The organism is Armatimonadota bacterium (genome assembly GCA_023511795.1).
In the GTDB taxonomy this organism is placed as follows: Bacteria; Armatimonadota; UBA5829; order DTJY01; family DTJY01; genus JAIMAU01.
In genome coordinates this window covers 64,787-83,999 of record JAIMAU010000001.1, presented here as the reverse complement: position 1 = coordinate 83,999, position 19,213 = coordinate 64,787, and the positions used below count along the sequence as shown (strand labels likewise).

General features: G+C 47.4%; 20 protein-coding genes, 1 tRNA gene and 1 other RNA gene. 17 read left to right on the top strand and 5 right to left on the bottom strand.

Annotated elements, in window-relative coordinates; all coding sequences use genetic code 11:
- Window positions 1–326 precede the first annotated feature (326 nt).
- The 4 genes from K6T99_00390 to K6T99_00375 all read left to right on the top strand — a co-directional run bounded on the left by K6T99_00390 (window position 327) and on the right by K6T99_00375 (window position 4,624).
- Window positions 327–863 carry a hypothetical protein gene (locus K6T99_00390; protein ID MCL6518270.1) on the top strand — a complete coding sequence of 179 codons (537 nt, stop codon included), beginning with the start codon at window positions 327–329 and terminating at the stop codon, window positions 861–863.
- A 112-nt stretch (window positions 864–975) separates the two neighbouring features.
- Window positions 976–1,818, top strand: a complete 843-nt coding sequence (locus K6T99_00385; protein ID MCL6518269.1) for a hypothetical protein — start codon at window positions 976–978, stop codon at window positions 1,816–1,818.
- The gene (locus tag K6T99_00380) at window positions 1,818–4,112 is read left to right on the top strand and encodes a carboxypeptidase regulatory-like domain-containing protein (protein ID MCL6518268.1); all 2,295 of its coding nucleotides are present in this window, start codon (window positions 1,818–1,820) and stop codon (window positions 4,110–4,112) included. The genes K6T99_00385 and K6T99_00380 overlap by 1 nt, the downstream gene beginning before the upstream one ends.
- Window positions 4,091–4,624, top strand: a complete 534-nt coding sequence (locus K6T99_00375; GenBank protein MCL6518267.1) for a hypothetical protein — start codon at window positions 4,091–4,093, stop codon at window positions 4,622–4,624. Before K6T99_00380 ends, K6T99_00375 begins: the two co-directional genes overlap by 22 nt.
- A gap of 123 nt (window positions 4,625–4,747) precedes the next feature.
- Here the strand turns inward: K6T99_00375 and K6T99_00370 are convergent.
- The 3 genes from K6T99_00370 to K6T99_00360 all read right to left on the bottom strand — a co-directional run bounded on the left by K6T99_00370 (window position 4,748) and on the right by K6T99_00360 (window position 5,669).
- Window positions 4,748–4,824: transfer RNA gene (locus tag K6T99_00370), tRNA-Met, on the bottom strand.
- Between the two features lie 69 nt (window positions 4,825–4,893).
- Window positions 4,894–5,427 (bottom strand): HNH endonuclease, encoded by a 534-nt coding sequence (locus K6T99_00365; protein MCL6518266.1) that lies wholly within the window; start codon window positions 5,425–5,427, stop codon window positions 4,894–4,896.
- 83 nt (window positions 5,428–5,510) lie between these two features.
- On the bottom strand, window positions 5,511–5,669 hold the full coding sequence (locus K6T99_00360) for a hypothetical protein (protein MCL6518265.1): 159 nt from the start codon (window positions 5,667–5,669) through the stop codon (window positions 5,511–5,513).
- Window positions 5,670–6,156: 487 nt separating this feature from the next.
- Between K6T99_00360 and K6T99_00355 the strand changes: the two genes are divergently transcribed.
- From K6T99_00355 to K6T99_00295, 13 genes are all read left to right on the top strand, one after another.
- Window positions 6,157–7,032 carry an ABC transporter ATP-binding protein gene (locus K6T99_00355; GenBank protein MCL6518264.1) on the top strand — a complete coding sequence of 292 codons (876 nt, stop codon included), beginning with the start codon at window positions 6,157–6,159 and terminating at the stop codon, window positions 7,030–7,032.
- Complete coding sequence (locus tag K6T99_00350; protein ID MCL6518263.1) at window positions 7,029–7,805, top strand: ABC transporter permease; 777 nt, start codon at window positions 7,029–7,031, stop codon at window positions 7,803–7,805. The genes K6T99_00355 and K6T99_00350 overlap by 4 nt, the downstream gene beginning before the upstream one ends.
- Before the next feature lie 7 nt (window positions 7,806–7,812).
- The gene (locus K6T99_00345) at window positions 7,813–9,024 is read left to right on the top strand and encodes a hypothetical protein (protein MCL6518262.1); all 1,212 of its coding nucleotides are present in this window, start codon (window positions 7,813–7,815) and stop codon (window positions 9,022–9,024) included.
- Between the two features lie 49 nt (window positions 9,025–9,073).
- An RNA gene (gene ffs, locus K6T99_00340) (signal recognition particle sRNA large type) lies at window positions 9,074–9,339 on the top strand.
- Window positions 9,340–9,411: 72 nt separating this feature from the next.
- On the top strand, window positions 9,412–11,082 hold the full coding sequence (gene dnaX / locus K6T99_00335) for a DNA polymerase III subunit gamma/tau (protein MCL6518261.1): 1,671 nt from the start codon (window positions 9,412–9,414) through the stop codon (window positions 11,080–11,082).
- Between the two features lie 30 nt (window positions 11,083–11,112).
- Window positions 11,113–11,454: a YbaB/EbfC family nucleoid-associated protein gene (locus K6T99_00330; GenBank protein ID MCL6518260.1), complete on the top strand. Its 342-nt coding sequence runs from the start codon at window positions 11,113–11,115 to the stop codon at window positions 11,452–11,454.
- Between the two features lie 64 nt (window positions 11,455–11,518).
- Complete coding sequence (gene recR, locus K6T99_00325; protein ID MCL6518259.1) at window positions 11,519–12,115, top strand: recombination mediator RecR; 597 nt, start codon at window positions 11,519–11,521, stop codon at window positions 12,113–12,115.
- Between the two features lie 112 nt (window positions 12,116–12,227).
- Complete coding sequence (locus tag K6T99_00320; protein ID MCL6518258.1) at window positions 12,228–12,806, top strand: 2-oxoacid:acceptor oxidoreductase family protein; 579 nt, start codon at window positions 12,228–12,230, stop codon at window positions 12,804–12,806.
- Window positions 12,807–12,870: 64 nt separating this feature from the next.
- Window positions 12,871–14,013, top strand: coding sequence for a pyruvate ferredoxin oxidoreductase (porA, locus tag K6T99_00315; GenBank protein ID MCL6518257.1), 1,143 nt, complete (start codon window positions 12,871–12,873; stop codon window positions 14,011–14,013).
- 11 nt (window positions 14,014–14,024) lie between these two features.
- Window positions 14,025–14,948 (top strand): pyruvate ferredoxin oxidoreductase, encoded by a 924-nt coding sequence (locus K6T99_00310; protein MCL6518256.1) that lies wholly within the window; start codon window positions 14,025–14,027, stop codon window positions 14,946–14,948.
- 25 nt (window positions 14,949–14,973) lie between these two features.
- Window positions 14,974–15,864 (top strand): pyridoxal 5'-phosphate synthase lyase subunit PdxS, encoded by an 891-nt coding sequence (pdxS, locus tag K6T99_00305; GenBank protein MCL6518255.1) that lies wholly within the window; start codon window positions 14,974–14,976, stop codon window positions 15,862–15,864.
- Window positions 15,865–15,867: 3 nt separating this feature from the next.
- The gene (gene pdxT, locus K6T99_00300) at window positions 15,868–16,458 is read left to right on the top strand and encodes a pyridoxal 5'-phosphate synthase glutaminase subunit PdxT (protein ID MCL6518254.1); all 591 of its coding nucleotides are present in this window, start codon (window positions 15,868–15,870) and stop codon (window positions 16,456–16,458) included.
- 5 nt (window positions 16,459–16,463) lie between these two features.
- Window positions 16,464–17,582 (top strand): WD40 repeat domain-containing protein, encoded by a 1,119-nt coding sequence (locus tag K6T99_00295; protein MCL6518253.1) that lies wholly within the window; start codon window positions 16,464–16,466, stop codon window positions 17,580–17,582.
- 93 nt (window positions 17,583–17,675) lie between these two features.
- On the opposite strand, the gene K6T99_00290 is transcribed toward K6T99_00295, so the two are convergent.
- Both K6T99_00290 and K6T99_00285 read right to left on the bottom strand, forming a co-directional pair.
- Window positions 17,676–18,818: a glycosyltransferase family 4 protein gene (locus tag K6T99_00290; protein MCL6518252.1), complete on the bottom strand. Its 1,143-nt coding sequence runs from the start codon at window positions 18,816–18,818 to the stop codon at window positions 17,676–17,678.
- Window positions 18,815–19,156, bottom strand: a complete 342-nt coding sequence (locus K6T99_00285) for a DUF192 domain-containing protein (GenBank protein MCL6518251.1) — start codon at window positions 19,154–19,156, stop codon at window positions 18,815–18,817. The genes K6T99_00290 and K6T99_00285 overlap by 4 nt, the downstream gene beginning before the upstream one ends.
- Between the last annotated feature and the right edge of the window lie 57 nt (window positions 19,157–19,213).

The following is a 19,213-nucleotide window of genomic DNA, read 5'->3' as shown; positions in this document are numbered from 1 at the left end:
TAACCTAAAGGCAGGTGACTTGTTGGTTATAATTTGAGCTTCAATATTGCTGCGTTCAAAGAGTTTTTAATAAAAACCCTAAAGAAACCTTCAAAGTATGCCGATACACAAAAATGGAACAAAAGATTGGTCAGCTCGGACCCAAGGATGGGGAAGTACTAGGGCGAATTAGGGGGTGTCCGAAGCCGACAAAAGCAAGTCGGGATTGCGGACACTTTTTTGTTCAATAACCAGACAAAGGGAAAACATGCAACCGACCTGAAAGCCCGAGGGACCAAAAACTTGGTCCATAAATCAATCCTACCAAGGAGGGAAGGGTGATAAATATGAGGAAAGTGGCTGTAATCTTGAGCATGATGCTCGCAAACAGCGGGTTGTGGGCCGCCGTTGTAACACTACCGGACACATCCCAAACAACAACCTTCACAGCAACGGTTGCTGAGCAAGCAAATGTAACTGTACCCGCATCTGTAACCTTCAGTGTGAACGATGTTTCGACGAGCACAAACTCCGCCAACCAAACCGTAAGCGCCACCTCTATAGTTCTCAGCGATGGGAAAAAGCTAAGAATTGAAATTGCCCCAAACGCCGCTAACTTTACTCCACCGTCTGGTGGTTCGGTAACATGGGCAAGTTCAGACATATCGTGGAACGCCCCATCGTGGACAGGCGGAACTGGAAACGCTGCAAGTATGAGCGACGCTGTAGGAACATACACCAAAGTAGCAGATATGTCCACAGCTAATGCGAGTGAAGTATCCACAAATGCATTGGTCTTCACGCTTGCGGCGAAGTCGACCGTAGACCGTGCGGGCGACCATACACTCCAAGCAACATGGAGGTTCTCTAGCTTCACGCCCTAAGAAGGGGTAATCCTTTAGGTTTAATTTCAATATCACCAACCTGTGGGTTACGCTAGAGGTAAGCGTCGGGACAATTTGCTGTTGAATACTTAAAAGATGGGGAGGAATCGTAATGCGGCCGCGCAATATTGGAAGCGCAGTCGCTCTGGGCATTTTTGGAATATCTGTGGTCCTTGCAGCCCAGGCGCCTGTGCACGCCATTGGATTCCACTTTTCGCCCGCAAATATAAGCACCAAGGCTAGACCCGGACAAGTGCTTAACCATATCTTCACTTTGACGCTTGCCAAAGATTCTCCTGTCACACATTTTCGCGTACGCCTAGAAGATTGGTGGCGCAGTGCTGACAACAATCATACATTTTTCGCAACACCAGGCACGGTTAAAAGATCTTGCGGCCCTTGGTGCACCGTAAACCCGGTCGAGGCTACCTGCAATCCGGGAGAAACAATGACTGTAAAGCTGACCATTCGGGTACCTGACAAGGTTGAACCTGGCGGCTACTGGGCTGCTTTGACAGTTGAAGAGATTCCTGATCCGCTTGCACCTAAACCATCAGGCGTTTCAGTGATTTTCAGGGGTTCGGTATCCGTTGGTATTTTCATTGAGATACCTAATGCAACCCGCTCTGCCAAGATCACCGGTGTTCGCATCACGGCTGAAAAAGTTGCCGTAACGTTGAAAAACGATGGCAATATTCCCCTCAAAGTAAATGGCACGTTTGAGTTTTACAAACCTGGCGAACAGAATCCGGTTACTACGGTGCAAATTGGCGGTGAGCCACTGCTACCGGAGCCGCTGAATACATGCGAATTCAGCGCTCCCCTACCCAATCCTAGCATACTACCGTCTGGCACATATAAGGTCAGAGTAATCGTTGACGTTGGTCTTGACTACCTGATGGGAGCCGAGAAAGAACTACAAATCAACAGACCGGCAGGCACCGATGGGAGGTAATGCCGACGATTCGAGCTTTTCTTTGCATTACCGCCATCACTGGCATCATATGTTTTTTTTCGTGTGCGGACAGCCATGCTGAACGCTCATCATGGGCAGTGTTTTACGAAGAAACTGACCTAACTCAAGCAGCCTCTCCCATACCAGTAGCAGGGAGCGTACTTCTAAACTCCACAGGCATTGGCCCACCACTCGGTATTCATACCTCAGTTGAAGGGCAAAGTCTGCTACTTAGAAGTGTAGATGGCAGACTGTGGCAGTGGACTGACGGCGCCGGGGTACTGAGCTGTCGTGATGAAGTAACACCACTAGCCCTTCCTGCGATGAGACAGGGTTTTTGCTTATTTTTGGATCCCCATGCCATCGCAAAACTAAGCGGTCTCGCTGTTACAGTAGATTCCTCCAACAAGCGCGTCACCTTCAGTCGCCCTATATTGCCTATACCTGGACTAAACGAACAAAACGATATCGGCGATGGATGGCGAGCACTTATTATCCCAAAGCCCAGGGCTCAACAAAAAAACATGCCCCAACTTACCAAGAATAAACTCTCCAGCATCAATCTACCTCCGACAAAGGAGAAGCTCAATATTGGCGTTGGCATTGGGCACGTGCAAGGCTTTGACTGGGGATTTGAACTGACGGCAAATGGCAAGGTTTGGGGTGGTGAGACAGACTTATGGGCGCTAGTTACCAAAGGAAACCAAGGTACGCGGTTGCATAATAGCCATTTCAGATGGCTTGACAAAGAAGGAGGCCGTGGCTTTGAGGGAGGCGATTTGTACAGCGAGATATGGGGTCTAGTGAAAGGAATCCGCTACACTTGGGATGCCGGCGGAAGGTGGCCCTACCTTGGTGCTTATATGAAAACAGAAAAGACAACGAATCCCGAAGCAATAGTAACATACAGAGACGCCGTGCGTTTAAACGAATATGTGCAGCTTAATGGGGAAATAGCGACAGACGAATCGAGATACTTATCAGTTCGATGCGATAGGGATCCATTTGAAGTTTACGCATTCCTACGCCACCTGCCTTCTGGATTTGGTCATTCATCAGGTATATTTGCATCTGTTCAAATCACGCCAACCACATCTATTTTTTATGGTTACAGCTCCTCTACAGATGCCAACGACCAAGAGTCTTTATTCCGAACCCTCGGATTAAGGTTTCCTTTGTTGAAGCGCTGGGCTCTAACACTTGACCGCACAGAACATAAAGTTTTAAACCAGTCTTCAACAGGGCACGGCGTCGGAGTTACAATACCACTTTCAAACAAAGCAAACCTCTTCGTGCGCTACCAAGAAAACTCCTCCAAGGTAGACAGCCTTACGGGTCGAAATCTGGAAATTCACAATTCCGGCAGTAGCTTAATAAGCTCGCTCTCGATGCTGCTAAACCAAAGAGTCCATATTGACTATCAACTAACTAGGCAATCCATAGGCGGCTGTGCAGCTAATCAACAACAGCTCATCGCAAGCTTCAGGCTTTCCAAGCAAACCACCTTGCAAACCATAAGCGGATTTCCTAATTTAGCGGATTCTGATCTTCTAAGAGTTCGTCTAGACCATCAGCTTTCAAACGGATTATCTCTAATACTTGACTACGGCCGTTTAAGCCCTTACCAATCTGCAGATAACCTGCGTGGTAAGCGAGGTTTCCTCGTGATGCTCAAAAAGACTTGGCCTACGTGGGTCCCAGCACGCGGCGGGGAAGTTGCGGGAACAGTCACCGATCAATTAGGACAACCGCTCGAGAACATCACGGTTCGCTTGGGTCCATATTCCGCCATAACTGACAAACATGGGCGTTATCTTTTCAAATGCGTCCCAACAGGAGCCTACCAAGCAACTGTTGCTGAAGAAAGCGTCCCAGCAGATTATAAACTCACTAGCGCCATACGTGATATTGCAGTCACACGGGAATCAAAGCAAGAATTGGATTTTCATCTTATACCCCTTGGATGTGTATCAGGCCGAGTGTATCTAGATAAAAATGGCAACGGCAGATTTGACCTTGATGAAGGTTTGCCAGATATACCAGTATGCATTGCCGACCGGGCAACCGCTACGGGTCGGGATGGGGTATTTACTTTTTGCAATCTAGAACCTGGCCGCTATCGCATTCGAATTGCAGTAGAAGCTCTGCCAAAACGATATATCGTGCGTGGCAACGATAGCATCGAAATCGAACTCAAACCTGATAAATGCATAACCGATATTGAATTCACCCTTGACGAAAGGGGGAAGCTGGTGCACATCATGCCAGTAGAATGGCACACAAAATTGCAATGATTAGCATTTGTTCTTGTCAAAAACTGACCATAATACAAATTTCCGTTATGCTAAGCCTTGCGCTGAACATAATCATGCTAGGGAACGCCAACGGCGACAGTGTCAACATGACTCTACCAACTTCCATAAGTTTTCTGGTTACAAATGCTGAATTTCCTACAATTGGTACTCCAAATCCAACTGTTGCAGAATTTAGTGATGCAATCCTTACACCAGGCTGTGGAATTCGCATAAGTATACAAGCAAATTCTGTGAATTTCGCTCGTCCAGCAGAAGGCGGTGAATACATACCTGCATCAAAAATAAGCTGGACAACCAGCTCGGCGGTTAACGGGACAGGTTTTTCTGGCACTCTAAGCTCATCGTCATTCACCCCAGTATTTCAGGGAAACGCAGACGCTACATCCGGCAGTGTGGCCATTATTTGGACGCTTGCGGCGCCCGGTAGCAATATTCTTGCGGGCACTCATACGCTGACTACAACCTGGAAAATAGAATCCCTTGCACCTTAAAGCTTCACATTGAGGATAAATTGGCGTTGAAACTCCAGCCACCCTAGGTACTATCCACCGCGCAAAAGGTTTACATCGACAACCTATAAAGCAAGAAAGCCCGCTTTTGCGGGCTTTCGAATCTGGTAGCGGAGGGCGGACTCGAACCGCCGACGCACCGGGTATGAGCCGGTTCCTCTAACCAACTGAGGTACTCCGCCTCACATTAGAATTTTAACATTTATTGAGGGGACAGTCAACGTTGCCATATTGAAATTTCACACTTTTTGCTAAGAGGCCGCTTCGGGCAGATCGCCAAAGATTGGCAGATACATACGCCAATGCTCGTTCCGCGCACCCTCAAGATATTTTGTCATGCTTATAAATGGCACATATCTTGGTCGACGTGGCTGTCGGATAAGTGTCATATTAGCTTCTTTAAGAGTTTTGTCGCCCTTCTTGCTATTGCACTTCCGACAACAGCAGACGAGGTTCTCCCACGTAGACTTGCCGCCAAGTCGTTTTGGAATCACATGGTCGAGCGTAAGGTCATGGGACTGTTGGCCGCAATACTGACAGGTATAGTTGTCACGAGCGAAAATGCTTCTTCGCGATAATTTGAGCTCAGGGATAGGACGCTTCACATGATAGCGCAGCTTGACCACGGTCGGCGAGTCAAACGACCCGTTGAGAGTTGTTATAACCTTCGAGTTCGTGTGAAGAACCTCAGCTTTCCCAAGGTAAACAAGGACAATCGCCCGCCTTAGGTTACAAACATTCAGCGGCTCATAATCATTATTTAGAACTAATACCTCGTGACTCATAGCTGCTATTCCATCCAATTGCTTGAAAAGCCAACGTGAACTTTCAAACGAAAAAACCCGCTTAATGCATAGCACAAGCGGGTTCACGTGCAGACATACTCAAGGACTGATTTACGGTATTTCGACAAATTGTCCTCGAGAAGCTTCAATCGGCGGCTTCGAATGCCGCTGATTGCGCTGGTGCAAACCACACCTTCTCTTACTAAACAGCAATTGGTCTGGTTGTAAACTCCAAACTGCACGCGAAAAGCTCCTTTGTGACTTTCTAGTTTAAATTATACCTACCTTTGCTTCATTTGTCAACTATAATTGCAGGAAGCATAAACGGTAAGATTGCGCAAGAATGTTTTAAAATATTTAGATGCGTTTTTAAACGATGAAATATATTTTAAAAACCATGGCCACCCCCTAACTAGCCAAGTTTGTTCCGGTACCATGCGTCATCAATAATCCAACAGCTTCAACCATCGTCTATCAACAGCACCAAAACGCCACTTAGGAACCTAATGGGATTAAATTCCGTAGTAATACTAGAGCTTAAACTAACGTTACTGAAAAACCAAGGGGTAGCTGCTATATTCAAGGGCGCCATTTACCTTGACACTATATCAGCTCTTCTGTATACTGAGCCACGGCAGCATTCGCTGCCGTTTTTATGGAACCACTCGGAGGTAATGCATGGGAGTTGCGATCAAGATTGAGGGCTACACCAAAACCTACCGCCTGTATATGCCAAAACGCCTTGTCAACGCAGTTGAAAACTTAAACCTAGAGGTTTACGAAGGTGAAATATTTGGCTTTCTAGGCCCCAACGGCGCAGGAAAGACAACCACAATCAAAATGCTTCTCGGTCTCACGTACCCTACAGCCGGGCAAGCATTCGTACTAGGAAAGCCTGCAGGAGATATTGAGACAAAAAAAGAAATAAGCTACCTGCCGGAAAGCCCCTATTTCTACGAATACATGACTGGACAAGAGGTTCTCGACTTCTATGGCAGGTTATTCGGCCTCGACGCTGACACGCGCAAACGCCGAGTTGAAGAACTCCTCAAAACAGTAGGGCTTTACGCAGATAGGTTCAAACCCTTAAGCCAATATTCAAAAGGCATGCTACAAAGAATTGGTATAGCCCAAGCACTTGTAAATGACCCCAAGCTACTCTTCTTTGACGAACCCACATCAGGTCTTGACCCAATTGCACATATGGATATTCGAGACTTGATTTTGAAGCTTAAAGAACAAGGAAAGACGGTCTTCCTAAGCTCGCACCAGCTTTCAGACGTTGAGATGGTCTGTGATCGCATCTCAATACTCAACAGAGGCAGGTTGCTCAAAATCGGCTATCTTAAAGACCTTCTAGCCCATGGTAAAGTAGAAATCACTGCTCAAGGATTAGGCGAGCAAGCACTCGCAAAGCTACGCGAAGCGTATCCAACTTTGCAAGCTAACAATGGTTCGATAGTTGTGCATGAAGAGGCAGGGCCGAAAGTTGACGATGCCATAGACATGATTCGGCAAATGAATGGTCGGATAGTTTCCGTGATTCCGCAGCGTAGGACACTTGAGGATCTTTTCGTTGAAACAATCAGGGAGGAACGCAAATGAGCATAATGGTTATTGCAAAAGCCACATTTGGAGAGGCGTGGAGAAAAAAGATCCTAAACATATTCTTACTGGTAGCCATTGCCCTAATCGCTTTCTCGGTATCATTCGCGTTTTTCTCCGAGCGCGAAGAGATGATAATCATAAAGAGCATGGGACTAGGCGTTATCGCCATCGCCGGCATGTTCATCGCCGTCGTCATGGGCATCAATCTGATTCCGTCGGAGATAGATAAACGCACAATTTACACGATTTTGTCAAAGCCTGTTAAGCGACATGAGTTCTTGTTGGGAAAATTCGTCGGAGGTGTTTTGACGCTTTTGGTAAACTTGTCATTGATGACCATCGTCTTTATGGCGATGGTCGCCTGGAAGATGGGATGGCACGTAGAATGGGCATTACTCAAAGGCATTCTAATGATATTCTTCCAGGTATTTCTCCTAACATCGTTGGCGATTCTGTTTTCCGTTTTCACAACCCCTGTTGTAAACTTTTTCCTAACATCGGCAATGTATATAATTGGCAGTCTTTCCTCAGTAACACTTTCCTTAAGCAGACTACCTGAGAAAGCGTTAATCGTGAGATGGTTCTTTGCCTTTCTGCATTACGTAGTGCCGAACTTTGCAAACTTCTTCACCCAAAATCCTTTAATCCACCCAGAGGTAGTAATTAAAAACGAACTGACATATTACGTTGAAAATATCCTATATGCAATCGTATATGCCTCGGTTGTATTAATAATCGCCATACTACTTTTTGAGAGGCGGGAGGTGTGATGACCAAGTGAAGCCAAGCACTAAAATCATCCTCATATGCATTGTCATCATACTTCTGCCTGTAATCATTAAGCTGCAAATGGTCATAGACCCCCAACGTGCACAATTCCAACCTGGTCGGGGTGTTGCTTCCGTAGTTACCGAATTTGGGTCGAACCCCGTTGTTCTTCCAAGCCAATTTGTGTTTGGAACGGTTATTGGCTTTCGCGAAGTCGTAGCAGGACTCCTTTGGGTTCGTGCGAATGACTTCTTTCATACCGGCAATTATGACGCAATTGTTCCACTTAGCCGAATGATTACCTGGCTTGATCCTCACCAGCTTGTTGTATATTCGGTTGGGGCATGGCACTTGGCTTATAACTTTGTAGATTTTGAAGAGCGTGCAGATAGAAGATATCTCTATCCCGGCATGAAGTTCTTGCTTGAAGGGATACAAAACAATTCCGAGCTCTGGGATCTTTATTTCGAAATGGGCTTTACGATGTACTTCTTGAAGGTTCTCAACTATGACGAAGCGGCATATTGGCTCAAGCAGGCGCAGGAACGCGGGGCACCCGGGCGCGTCCAAAGGTGTGTGGCGCACGCACTTGAAAGGGCTGGGAGGATAGACGAAAGCATTGCTCAATGGAAGCACTGCATAGCCGACGCCAAGCGCAGGCTCAAGCAAAATCCAAACGATCCTGACGCATCGTATGATCTTGCTATCTCAAAGAGGAATTACGATCGAATAGTAATCCAACAAATGGAGCGCAGCAAGCTAGCCAACCATCCATTAGCTGTAAACTTTGAGGCGACATTCCGGCGGCTTGGCCCCAAACAGTTTCTCATAAGCGGGCACACGAACCTCCCGGATGGCGCACGAGTGGAAGTTACTTTAACCGATTTCGGCTACAAAGAGCCGACCCTAGAAGAGGCAAGCTGGCAAGTTGATCCAAACCAAACCCTTGTTTACGACACCGGAATCCACGGCATAGTCGTGCGTGGCGGAAGATTCTCGCGCGAATATGACCTAAGCAAAGACCCAAAGCAATATCCGCTTAGAGCCAGCAAATATAAACTTAGCATTTTCTTCAATCCACGCAACGCCGCACGCGATATACAAGACATAGTAGGCTGGAGCGGCGAAGGAATTATTGTAAAGAACTACCCCGACAACTCGGTCAAGGGCCTCCGAAAGATAAAGAAAGTCATTATCCTAAAGCGCGAAGATATAATCTAGCGGACTGGTAATATTAAGAACGACCTGGTATAATTATTAAAGTGTTTGATCGTGCTAGACGGGGAGCTAGCGGTGCCCTGTACCCGCAATCCGCTATAGCGGGGTCGAATTCCTGCTCGAGGTCTGGCACTTTGAGGTTCGGCCGCCGCAAGCGGCGCTGATGGCCGGGTCCTGCGCAACGGCCGGCTTATGAACCCCGTCAGGTCCGGAAGGAAGCAGCGGTAAGTAAGTTCGCCCGTGTGCCGCAGGGTTTCCTGGCCGGAGTTGGCTACGTGCGGTATCACTTGGGGTGCCTTATCGAAAGCAGGTGCACGATCAAACTTATTCGGTAATTTGCTTTGCAGTATCCCAACAAGGATACTGCTATTTTCGTGTCAACTAAGAAAAATGGCATACGTCTCACTCTACAGAAAATACAGGTCGCAAACTTTCGAAGAGGTAATGGGGCAGGAGCACATCACCAGGACCCTTCAGAACGCCATCAAACTCGGGAAAATTGGACACGCATATTTATTTTGCGGGACAAGGGGCACTGGGAAAACCACAACAGCTCGCTTGCTTGCCAAGGCTCTCAATTGTGAGAAGGGACCAACTCCAAATCCCTGCAACGAATGTGCCGCATGCAAAAGCATAAATGAGGGAACGGCAATCGATATTATCGAGATGGATGCTGCATCCAACCGTGGAGTTGACGATGTTGCAAAGATTCGCGAGAACGTAAAATTTCCCCCGATGGCTCTTCGCTACAAGGTTTTTATCATCGATGAGGCACACCAGCTTTCAGGTGACGCAAAAGATGCATTCCTTAAAACGTTGGAAGAGCCTCCATCCTATGTCATTTTTGTCCTTGCAACTACCGAGCCCCATAAAATACCAATTACCATCAGGTCTAGATGTCAGCAATTTGACTTTCGACGTGGGTCGATTGCAGATATCCGAGCTAGGCTTGCTTATGTGGCAAATAGCGAAGGCATCAAAGCCGAAGATGCAGCACTTGACCTCATTGCCCTAAATGCAGACGGTTCGTGGCGAGATGGATTAAGCCTAATGGAACAAGTGCTTGCCTATACGGATGGCGAGCTCCGAGTAGATGACGTCTACAAAGTTCTTGGCACAGTTACCCAGGATTTTCTATTCCGAATGGCCGATGTCATCGCCGAAGGAGACGAGCCCGGGGCATTCGAGATGGCAGCAGAGGCGGTGGCATCTGGAAAAGACCTGCGCCAACTTCTCCGTTCTCTTGCTGAGCACTTTCGAAACCTTCTATTCGCTTCAGTAACCAAGGACCAGTATGTGCTCGGCACAAGCAAGGAAGCATCAGAAAGGTTGGCTCAGCAAGCAGCAAAATTCAAAAAGGCCGAATTAATAAACCTTGTAGAGACATTCTTGGAAGCTGAGCGTGAGGCCCGCTTAAGCGACCAACACCGTCTCATCACCGAGATGGCATTTCTAAAAGCAATCAGAATCGCCAATCCTCAGCAAGCTAAGATAGCTGTTCCTGCCTCTGCGCCGAGCGAACCATCCCAAACGACTTCACAGCCCGACAGGCGTGAGAAGCCAACATCGACTCAGCCTGAAATCCGACAAGCAAGACCTGCATCTTCGGCAAAACAAGCAACCGACGAGAAAAAAATACCAGAATTTGATACAATATTGGAAAAATGGAACCAGGTTCTCCAACACGTTCGGAGCATAAGTCTGCCGGCGCACGTACTCTTCAGTGAGAGCAAACCGGCGGCTATACGTGGAAATGCACTTGTCTTGCACTTCAAACACGAAGGGCACTGTGTATTAATAATGAACGAGAAGGAGAAGCCTGACACTCCATCAAAACGGCGTGCGTTCCAAATGGCTTTTGAACGAGTTTTTGGGACACCGAACATTCCGATAATTTGCGAGACAGCGTCCGAACAAGCAGCTCCTAGGCGGACGATCCCAAAGCCAGAGGAAGAGGAAGACTTGCCGGACCCATTCCAAGAGCCAGCTGCAGCTACTGATGACAACGAAACACTTCGCAGCGTGCTCGATATGTTCGAAGGAGAGCTTGTGGACGACTAACAGGCTTCTTGGAATTTTTAGGAGGATACGATGAGCAATCCATTCGCCAACCTAGGGGGACTTGGAAACCTAGGCGGCATGATGAAGCAAATAAAAAAACTATATGAAGATATCGAAAGAGCTGCTGAGGAACTCAACGAAGAGAGAGTAGAAGCTACCTCAGGCGGCGGCATGATAAAAGTGGTTGCAACTGGAAAGGGCGAAATTGTAGAAGTAAAGATCGACCCTAAAGTTGTAGACCCCAACGACGTTGAGATGCTAGAAGATCTCGTCACAAGTGCCGTCAGAGAGGCGATAAGAAAAGCAAATGAAATAAAAGCGAAAAAGATGGAGGCGGCCACGGGGGGCTTGCCCATTCCAGGCATTATGTAAAACAAAGAGACCATAGTCTAGGTTTGCAATACTCAGTTTTCTAATTTTGTTGGTTGAGTAAATAATGTACTACGCAAAACCGCTAGCTAAACTGGTAGGTGCTCTTGAAAAACTGCCGGGCATAGGACCGAAGTCAGCGCAAAGGCTTGCATTTTACATTCTACAGGCTCCGCCTGATGAGGTCGCCACCCTAGCAGAAGCTATCAAAGAAGTCAAGGAACGCATTACCCAGTGCAAAATATGCTGTAACTTCGCAGATGAAGATATCTGCGATATATGCCGAAGCGACAAGAGAGATAAAACAACTATTTGTGTGGTTGCTGAACCGCGCGACGTCATTGCCATGGAGAAGACGAACGAATTTCGGGGGACCTATCACGTCCTTCAAGGTCTTATTTCACCGATGGACGGCATTGGCCCTGAGACGCTTCGAATCCGCGAGCTTCAGCAACGGGTCATAGAAAACAACGTTAAAGAAATTATCTTGGCGACAAACCCGACCATCGAGGGTGATACTACAGCAATGTACTTGGCTGGCATCCTAAAACCCATGGGTGTAAAAGTTACCAGAATCGCCCACGGCATGCCGGTTGGAGGTGATTTGGATTATGCAGACCAAGCAACGCTTATTCGCGCCCTCGAGTGGAGACGGGAAATGTAAGATAACGAGTAACGAGTGACGAGTAATCGGCTAGTGCCTCACACAATTCGAGGAAAATACTTCCTTACCCGTCACCCGTCGCTTGTTACAAATAAAAGGGAGGCATCTAAAAATGTCAAAGCTAACCGAGATACGGTGGCACGGCCGAGGTGGGCAAGGTGCCAAAACGGCTGCGCTACTGTTTGGAGAAGCCGTGCTCGGACAAGGAAAATACATGCAAGCATTCCCCGAGTATGGCCCTGAAAGGATGGGGGCGCCCGTCCAATCGTTCAACCGAATCAGCGACCAGCCTATCACCTTGCACTGCCACGTTACGTCGCCCGATATCGTAGTTGTGCTCGACCCAACTCTTATCGGCAACATCGATGTGACGCAGGGTCTGCCAGAAAACGGAATAATACTGATTAACAGCAGCCTACCGGCTTCCAAATTTCGTGAGATGCTGAAGCTTAATGGACAAAAAGTTTACACAGTTGATGCTTCAAAAATTGCTCGCGAAACGATTGGTAGGGATATCCCCAACACACCGATGATGGGCGCACTTGTAAAAGTTACAGGCCTACTAGACTTTGAAGAAATGCTCAAAGACACACGCAAAAAACTGGAGAAGAAATTCCGCTCAAGGCCTGAAATTATTGAGGGAAATATCAAAGCAATCCAGCGAGCATATGACGAAGTGACGGAAGGTTAGGAGGACAAAATTGGCTACGACTACCAAAGAAAGAATCGCCCTTACGGGCAACGAAGCAGCGGCAATGGCAATGAAGCAGATTAACCCCGATGTGGTTGCTGCTTATCCCATTACTCCGCAAACCGAAGTCATGCAGATATTCGCCAGCTATGTTGCTGATGGACTGGTTAACACCGAGCTAATTACCGTGGAGAGCGAACATAGCGCCATGAGCGCAACAATTGGTGCGGCAGCCGCAGGCACTCGCACAATGACTGCTACTTCATCGCAAGGCTTAGCATTAATGTGGGAGATGCTGTATATAGCATCAGGCTTGAGACTGCCAATTGTAATGCCAATGGTTAATAGAGCATTAAGCGCTCCTATTAACATTCACTGCGACCATAGCGATTCTATGGGAGCGCGCGACTCTGGTTGGATACAGATATTCTCAGAAAATGCACAAGAGGTCTATGACAACCTATTTCAGGCGGTCAGAATTGCCGAGCATGACGATATCCAACTTCCAGTAATGGTCAATTATGATGGTTTCATCATCAGCCACGGCATGGAACCGGTCGAAGTTTACGACGACAAAGACATCAGAGATTTTATCGGCGAATACAAACCGAAGTATGCATTGCTCGATGTGGAGCATCCAATTACCATAGGCTCGCTAGACTTCACTGACTATTACTTCGAGCACAAACGCTCCCAAATTGAGCCAATGTTCCATGCTCTTCCAATCATTGAAAAAATCGGCGCAGAATTTGGAGAGAAGTTTGGCAGAAAGTATGGCTTATTTGAAGAGTATTACCTAGATGATGCAGAACTCGCAATTGTTGTCCTCGGCTCCACTGCTGGCACAGCGAAGGTCGTTATTAACGAATTGCGCAAGAAAGGCATGAAAGCAGGAATGCTTAAGCTTCGCGTGTTCCGGCCATTCCCTGAGAAGCAAATAGCCGAAATATTGTGCAGAATGAAAGCGGTTGCAGTCCTCGATCGTTCAGACGCCGTGGCTGGAACCGGCGGCCCACTTTATGCCGAGATTCGCTCTGCACTTTATGATTGCGAAAAACGTCCTACGGCCGTGAACTACGTTTACGGTCTAGGTGGTCGAGACATTAACCTCAGCCACATAGCCTCTGTCTACGAGGAACTTGAAGCAATCTCCAAGAATGGCAAGCGCCCCTACAAGGCAATTAACTACCTTGGAGTACGTGAGTAAAGGAGAAAAAAATGGCAAATCTAAAAGAACTAGCAAAAAAAGGTGAATTGCTCTCTGGTGGACATCGAGCGTGCGCCGGATGCACATTCCCTACAATAATACGTCAGGCTTTGGCTGCGACGGATACCCCAGTGGTAGTTGGCGCGGCAACGGGATGTATGTCAGTAGCAACAACCATTTTCCCATTTAGCGCCTGGAGAGTACCCTTCATTCACAGTGCCTTCGAAAATGTGGCGGCAACAATAAGCGGCGTGGAAGCGGCCTACAGATCACTAAAGAAACAAGGGAAGCTTGACAAAGAAATTCGCTTCATTGCATTCGGCGGCGACGGTGGAACGTACGACATTGGGCTACAATCGCTATCAGGAGCGATGGAACGCGGACATAGGATGCTTTACATCTGCTACAACAACGAGGCTTACATGAACACAGGTATTCAGCGATCTAGCGCTACGCCATTGGGTGCAGAAACAACCACATCACCCGTTGGCAAAGCATCCTATGGAAAGAAACAAAGAAGCAAAGACTTGACTGCGATAATGGTTGCACACAACATTCCATACTGTGCGCAGGCTTCGCCAAGCCATTGGAACGACTTTGTCACTAAAGTTCAGAAAGCCCTCAATACGGATGGTCCAACATTTATTAATGTCTTGTCTCCATGCCGTCTTGGATGGGCTTTCCCGCCAGAAAAGGCAATACAGATTGCACGCGACGCGGTAAATTCATGCTACTGGCCTTTATATGAGGTTGAGAATGGAAAATACAGGCTCACCTACAAGCCAAAGGAAAAGCTGCCAATCACAGAGTTCTTAAAAGAGCAGACAAAATACCGTCATCTTATGAAGCCGGAGAACCAATGGATTATTGAAGAAATCCAGAAAGAGGTTGATACCCAATGGGAAAGGCTGCTCAAGATGGCTGAAAGCGAGTGAGCCAAAATCAAGGGGGTGATAGGTTATGACGGATGTTCAAAAATCCACATGGCGGACAAAAGTTGGCCTGGCAGAGATGCTAAAAGGCGGCGTTATTATGGATGTAACGAACGCCGAACAAGCTAAAATTGCCGAAGAAGCCGGCGCAGTTGCAGTTATGGCGCTTGAGAGAGTCCCAGCCGACATCCGCCGTGAGGGCGGCGTGGCGCGAATGGCTGACCCTGTTAAAATTAAAGAAATCATGGATGCTGTTACCATCCCAGTAATGGCAAAAGTGAGGATTGGCCACTTCGTTGAAGCACAGATTCTGGAGGCGCTTGGTGTTGATTACATTGACGAGAGCGAAGTGCTCACGCCGGCTGACGAAATGCACCATATTGACAAGCACCAGTTTAAAGTGCCTTTTGTCTGTGGGTGCCGTGATCTTGCAGAAGCCCTAAGGCGCATTGGTGAAGGTGCGGCAATGATTCGCACGAAGGGTGAAGCCGGCTCTGGAAACATTGTAGAGGCAGTCAGGCACATGCGGTCAGTAATGTCTGAAATCCGCCGACTACAATCCATGCGTCGTGATGAGATTATGGCATACTCAAAGAACATGAATGCACCATACGAATTGGTGCTTGAGGTTGCGGAAACAGGCAAGCTCCCTGTGCCAAACTTCTCGGCTGGAGGTATAGCTACCCCTGCAGATGCAGCGCTCATGATGCAACTCGGTGCAGAAGCCATTTTTGTCGGCTCGGGCATTTTTAAGTCGGAGGATCCCGTGAAGCGTGCAAAGGCAATTGTAGACGCAACGACTTATTATGACAAACCCGAGATCCTTGCCGAACTTTCCATGGGCCTAGGCAGCGCAATGCCTGGTCTTGACATTCGGCAGATTCCAGAAAACGAACTCCTTTCAGTTCGAGGTTGGTAGGAGTTGGGTAAAACGCTAAAAATCGGAGTCCTCGCACTCCAGGGGGCTTTTCAAAAACATATTGATACCATTAAACTATGCGGCAAGCAGGCAACACCTGTGCGAACGCATGAAGAGCTCGACTCCGTTCAGGGGCTAATAATCCCCGGCGGCGAAAGCACCACCATAGGCAAACTCCTCGCCCGGTACGATCTCGACAAGAAGATTATCGAGGCTGCCGGGCGGGGTATGCCAATTTTTGGAACTTGCGCTGGTCTGATACTGCTTGCGAAAGAAATCGTCGGTAGTGATCAACACAGGTTAGGACTGCTCGATGTAACAGTTCTTCGCAATGCATTTGGGCGACAGGTGGACAGCTTCGAAGTAGATTTGGATATTGAAGCGCTCGGCAAACCGCCATTCCGTGCAATCTTCATTCGCGCCCCATATGTCGAGAAAGCAAATCCCGGCGTGGAGGTACTTGCGCGATGCAACGAAAAGATTGTTTTTGTAAAGCAAAAAAATCTGCTGGGGGCAGCCTTCCATCCCGAGCTGACCACCGATACCAGGATTCACGAATATTTCATACGCATGGTGCAAGAATCACAGCAGTAATACCTTTGCCCAAACGAATCCCCTGCGTCGCTATCGCTGCCATTATCCTTTTACTCTTTGCAGGAATAAATGGAGCAGTTGGTGACGATTTACATCTCATTTGGAAACGCCCAATAAAGCCGCCAGTTTCTCTTACAATTGCGCCCGGCGGCAACTACTTCGGCACGGTGGATACCGAAGGAAATGTTCGCTTCTACAATAAAAATGCAAGGCTGATATGGCAAAAGAAAATTGAAGGCGCAACTGATGCCCTTATAGCTCAAAATGGCAGTAGCCTATTAGTATATACAAAACTTGATCCGACTCGTACAACCGTTCACTATTTCCGACTTAATAACAATTTATACTGGAGGCATGATGTTTCCGGCAGCATATGGTCGGCTGCTGTCTCTCCTAATGGAGACTATGTGGCTGTTGGAACAGGCAAATGTTACCTTTACCTTTACCCACCCTACCCAATTCGTCCGCGATGGCGGCGATGGCGGCTGGAAGGCATCGTTCATTCGCTAACATTCACTCCTGATAGTCAGCGAATAGTTGCGGGAACTTGGCAAAAATCTGCAATCGCATGCTATGACCTCAAAAGTAAGCTACTATGGCGATATGGACATTATAATGACCGCCAGTACGACCTTCAAGTGAGTGCCGATGGAAACACTATCTTAGGGGTTCAACCTGGCTCACAGCATAGACCTGTGACAGAGGTATGCCTATGGAATACACAAGGCCGCCTGCTTTGGCGGCAGAAAGTTGAGGGTTTTGAGCCATTCGCCCGCGTGTCTCCACGAAGCCAATACGTTGCAATAAGCTTTGCAAAATATTTGAGCCGCTCACGTTCGCACATGCTAGAACGAAAAATTAAGGTATACAGTGCAAAGGGAAACCTTCTCTGGGAAAAGGGCGGCCTATTTTTCAGCCCGAGGCTTGTAGCCATTTCGCCAACAGGCTCATCGGTCATTGCATCTGACGGAAAGTCCAGCCTTTACAATATACAAAGCGATGGAAAGATTCGCTCAAAGCTTACCCTTGGTGGTGTTATTCGAACTTGCATCCCTTCTAATGACTGTCGCCAAATCCTCATCTACTGTGGGGACGGATGGCTCTACCTCGTCGGAGTAAGGTAGTCGCTCCTATTTTACTGTAACATTCCACACAAACAAAGCAGCGAAATGCAAACAAAACAATCTCACGCCACGATTTCCCACTCTTATAAAAGCTCATGCAAGCAGGGACTCGTAGACTGCCAACACTTTTGTTGCCATTTCAGCTGGAGTAAAACGGGCAGAATTCCGGACTGCCGAGGCAGAAAAATGTTTATACAACTCCTCATCAATAAGTAATAGCTCTATTTTCTCTGCAAAGTCTTCCACATCGTCTTCAGTAAGCAAGCCCTCTTCTCCGTCATTTATCATTTCCGGAATTCCACCAGCTCGAACAGCCACACAAGGAAGCCCTGCAGCAAGAGCCTCACATAGTACTAGCCCCTGGGTTTCTGTCGTCGAAGGAAATACAAAAATATCGCCTGCCGAATAATATTTCGCCACTTCACACCTTGGCATTGCACCAGCAAATACAATACGATCAGATGATTTCAGGGATGCAGCAATTTGCTTGGCTTGGGACTCATATGGCCCGCCGCCAACAATCAGCAAGTAAAGATTACTATGCCTCTGAGCAAGCTTATTGAAAGATTCAAAAATCAACTGTAGGTTTTTCTCCTTAGCAAGTCTTCCAACATAAATAAGCACACGGGCATCCTCAGGAATCCCCAGTTTTTGACGGATTTGCACCCTTGCTTTGAAATCCATCGTTGTATCAAGGGCATTGCCTGTTGGAATAATATATATCGGGGCCTGCACACCAAAGCTTCGAAGCATCTCCATCGTTAGTTTGGAGGGAACAATCACCACATTGCACTGATTGTAGTATCTTCGCATCAAGTTTATTATGAACAATCGCTTTGCCTTCTGAGGAGCAAGCGGAAAATAATGTATATATTCCGTATATTGCGTATGGCAAGTTGATACGCAAGGAATCCCCATCTGTTTTGCCAATTTAAGACCCACTTGGCCGAGCATCCAGGGTGTATGTGTATGAATAATATCTGGCTTAAGCTCACGAATCTTTTCTGGAATTCGATTAAACCATGGGATTGGCACTGGGTAGGTTGGGTCTATCCAGGTCCGTATTGCAGGAACACGAAAAACATGCGGGTCTGAATCCTTATAGCCGCGATAGGAAGAGGTCACAACATATATCTCATGCCCACGTGCTCTTAGCTCCTTTGCTAGCGTTCCAACAGAGACGGCGACTCCATTTAACAAAGGCTCATAGCTTTCACTGAAGATGAAAACCCTCATCCGCAGGCATCCTCCAGCCTGAGCTTGTCTCCAATGGAAACACTACCTGCACATGCAGGAAGTTCAATCACATAGAAAGCGCCGTTACATCTTGGTAGGATGTGCCAAGGAGGTACGTTAACGTCCACTCTCAACACGCGAAGCTCGCGGTCAGCGTAAATTACATCGATTGGGAATCGCATGAAAAAAGTGTGGACTTGACAACATCCATGTATTAGCAATCCCGAATTTTTTGCCAGAGACTTACGACCCATCAATCCGATTAAACGTGGAAGAAAGTCTTTTGCTGATTCAACTCTCTCAGCGATTACGGTGCCATGTGTGTTTGTAATTTTCATAAAGCGACCAGAGTGTTTCAATCTTAATTTTATGCAAGCCGAGATTCCATATAAATG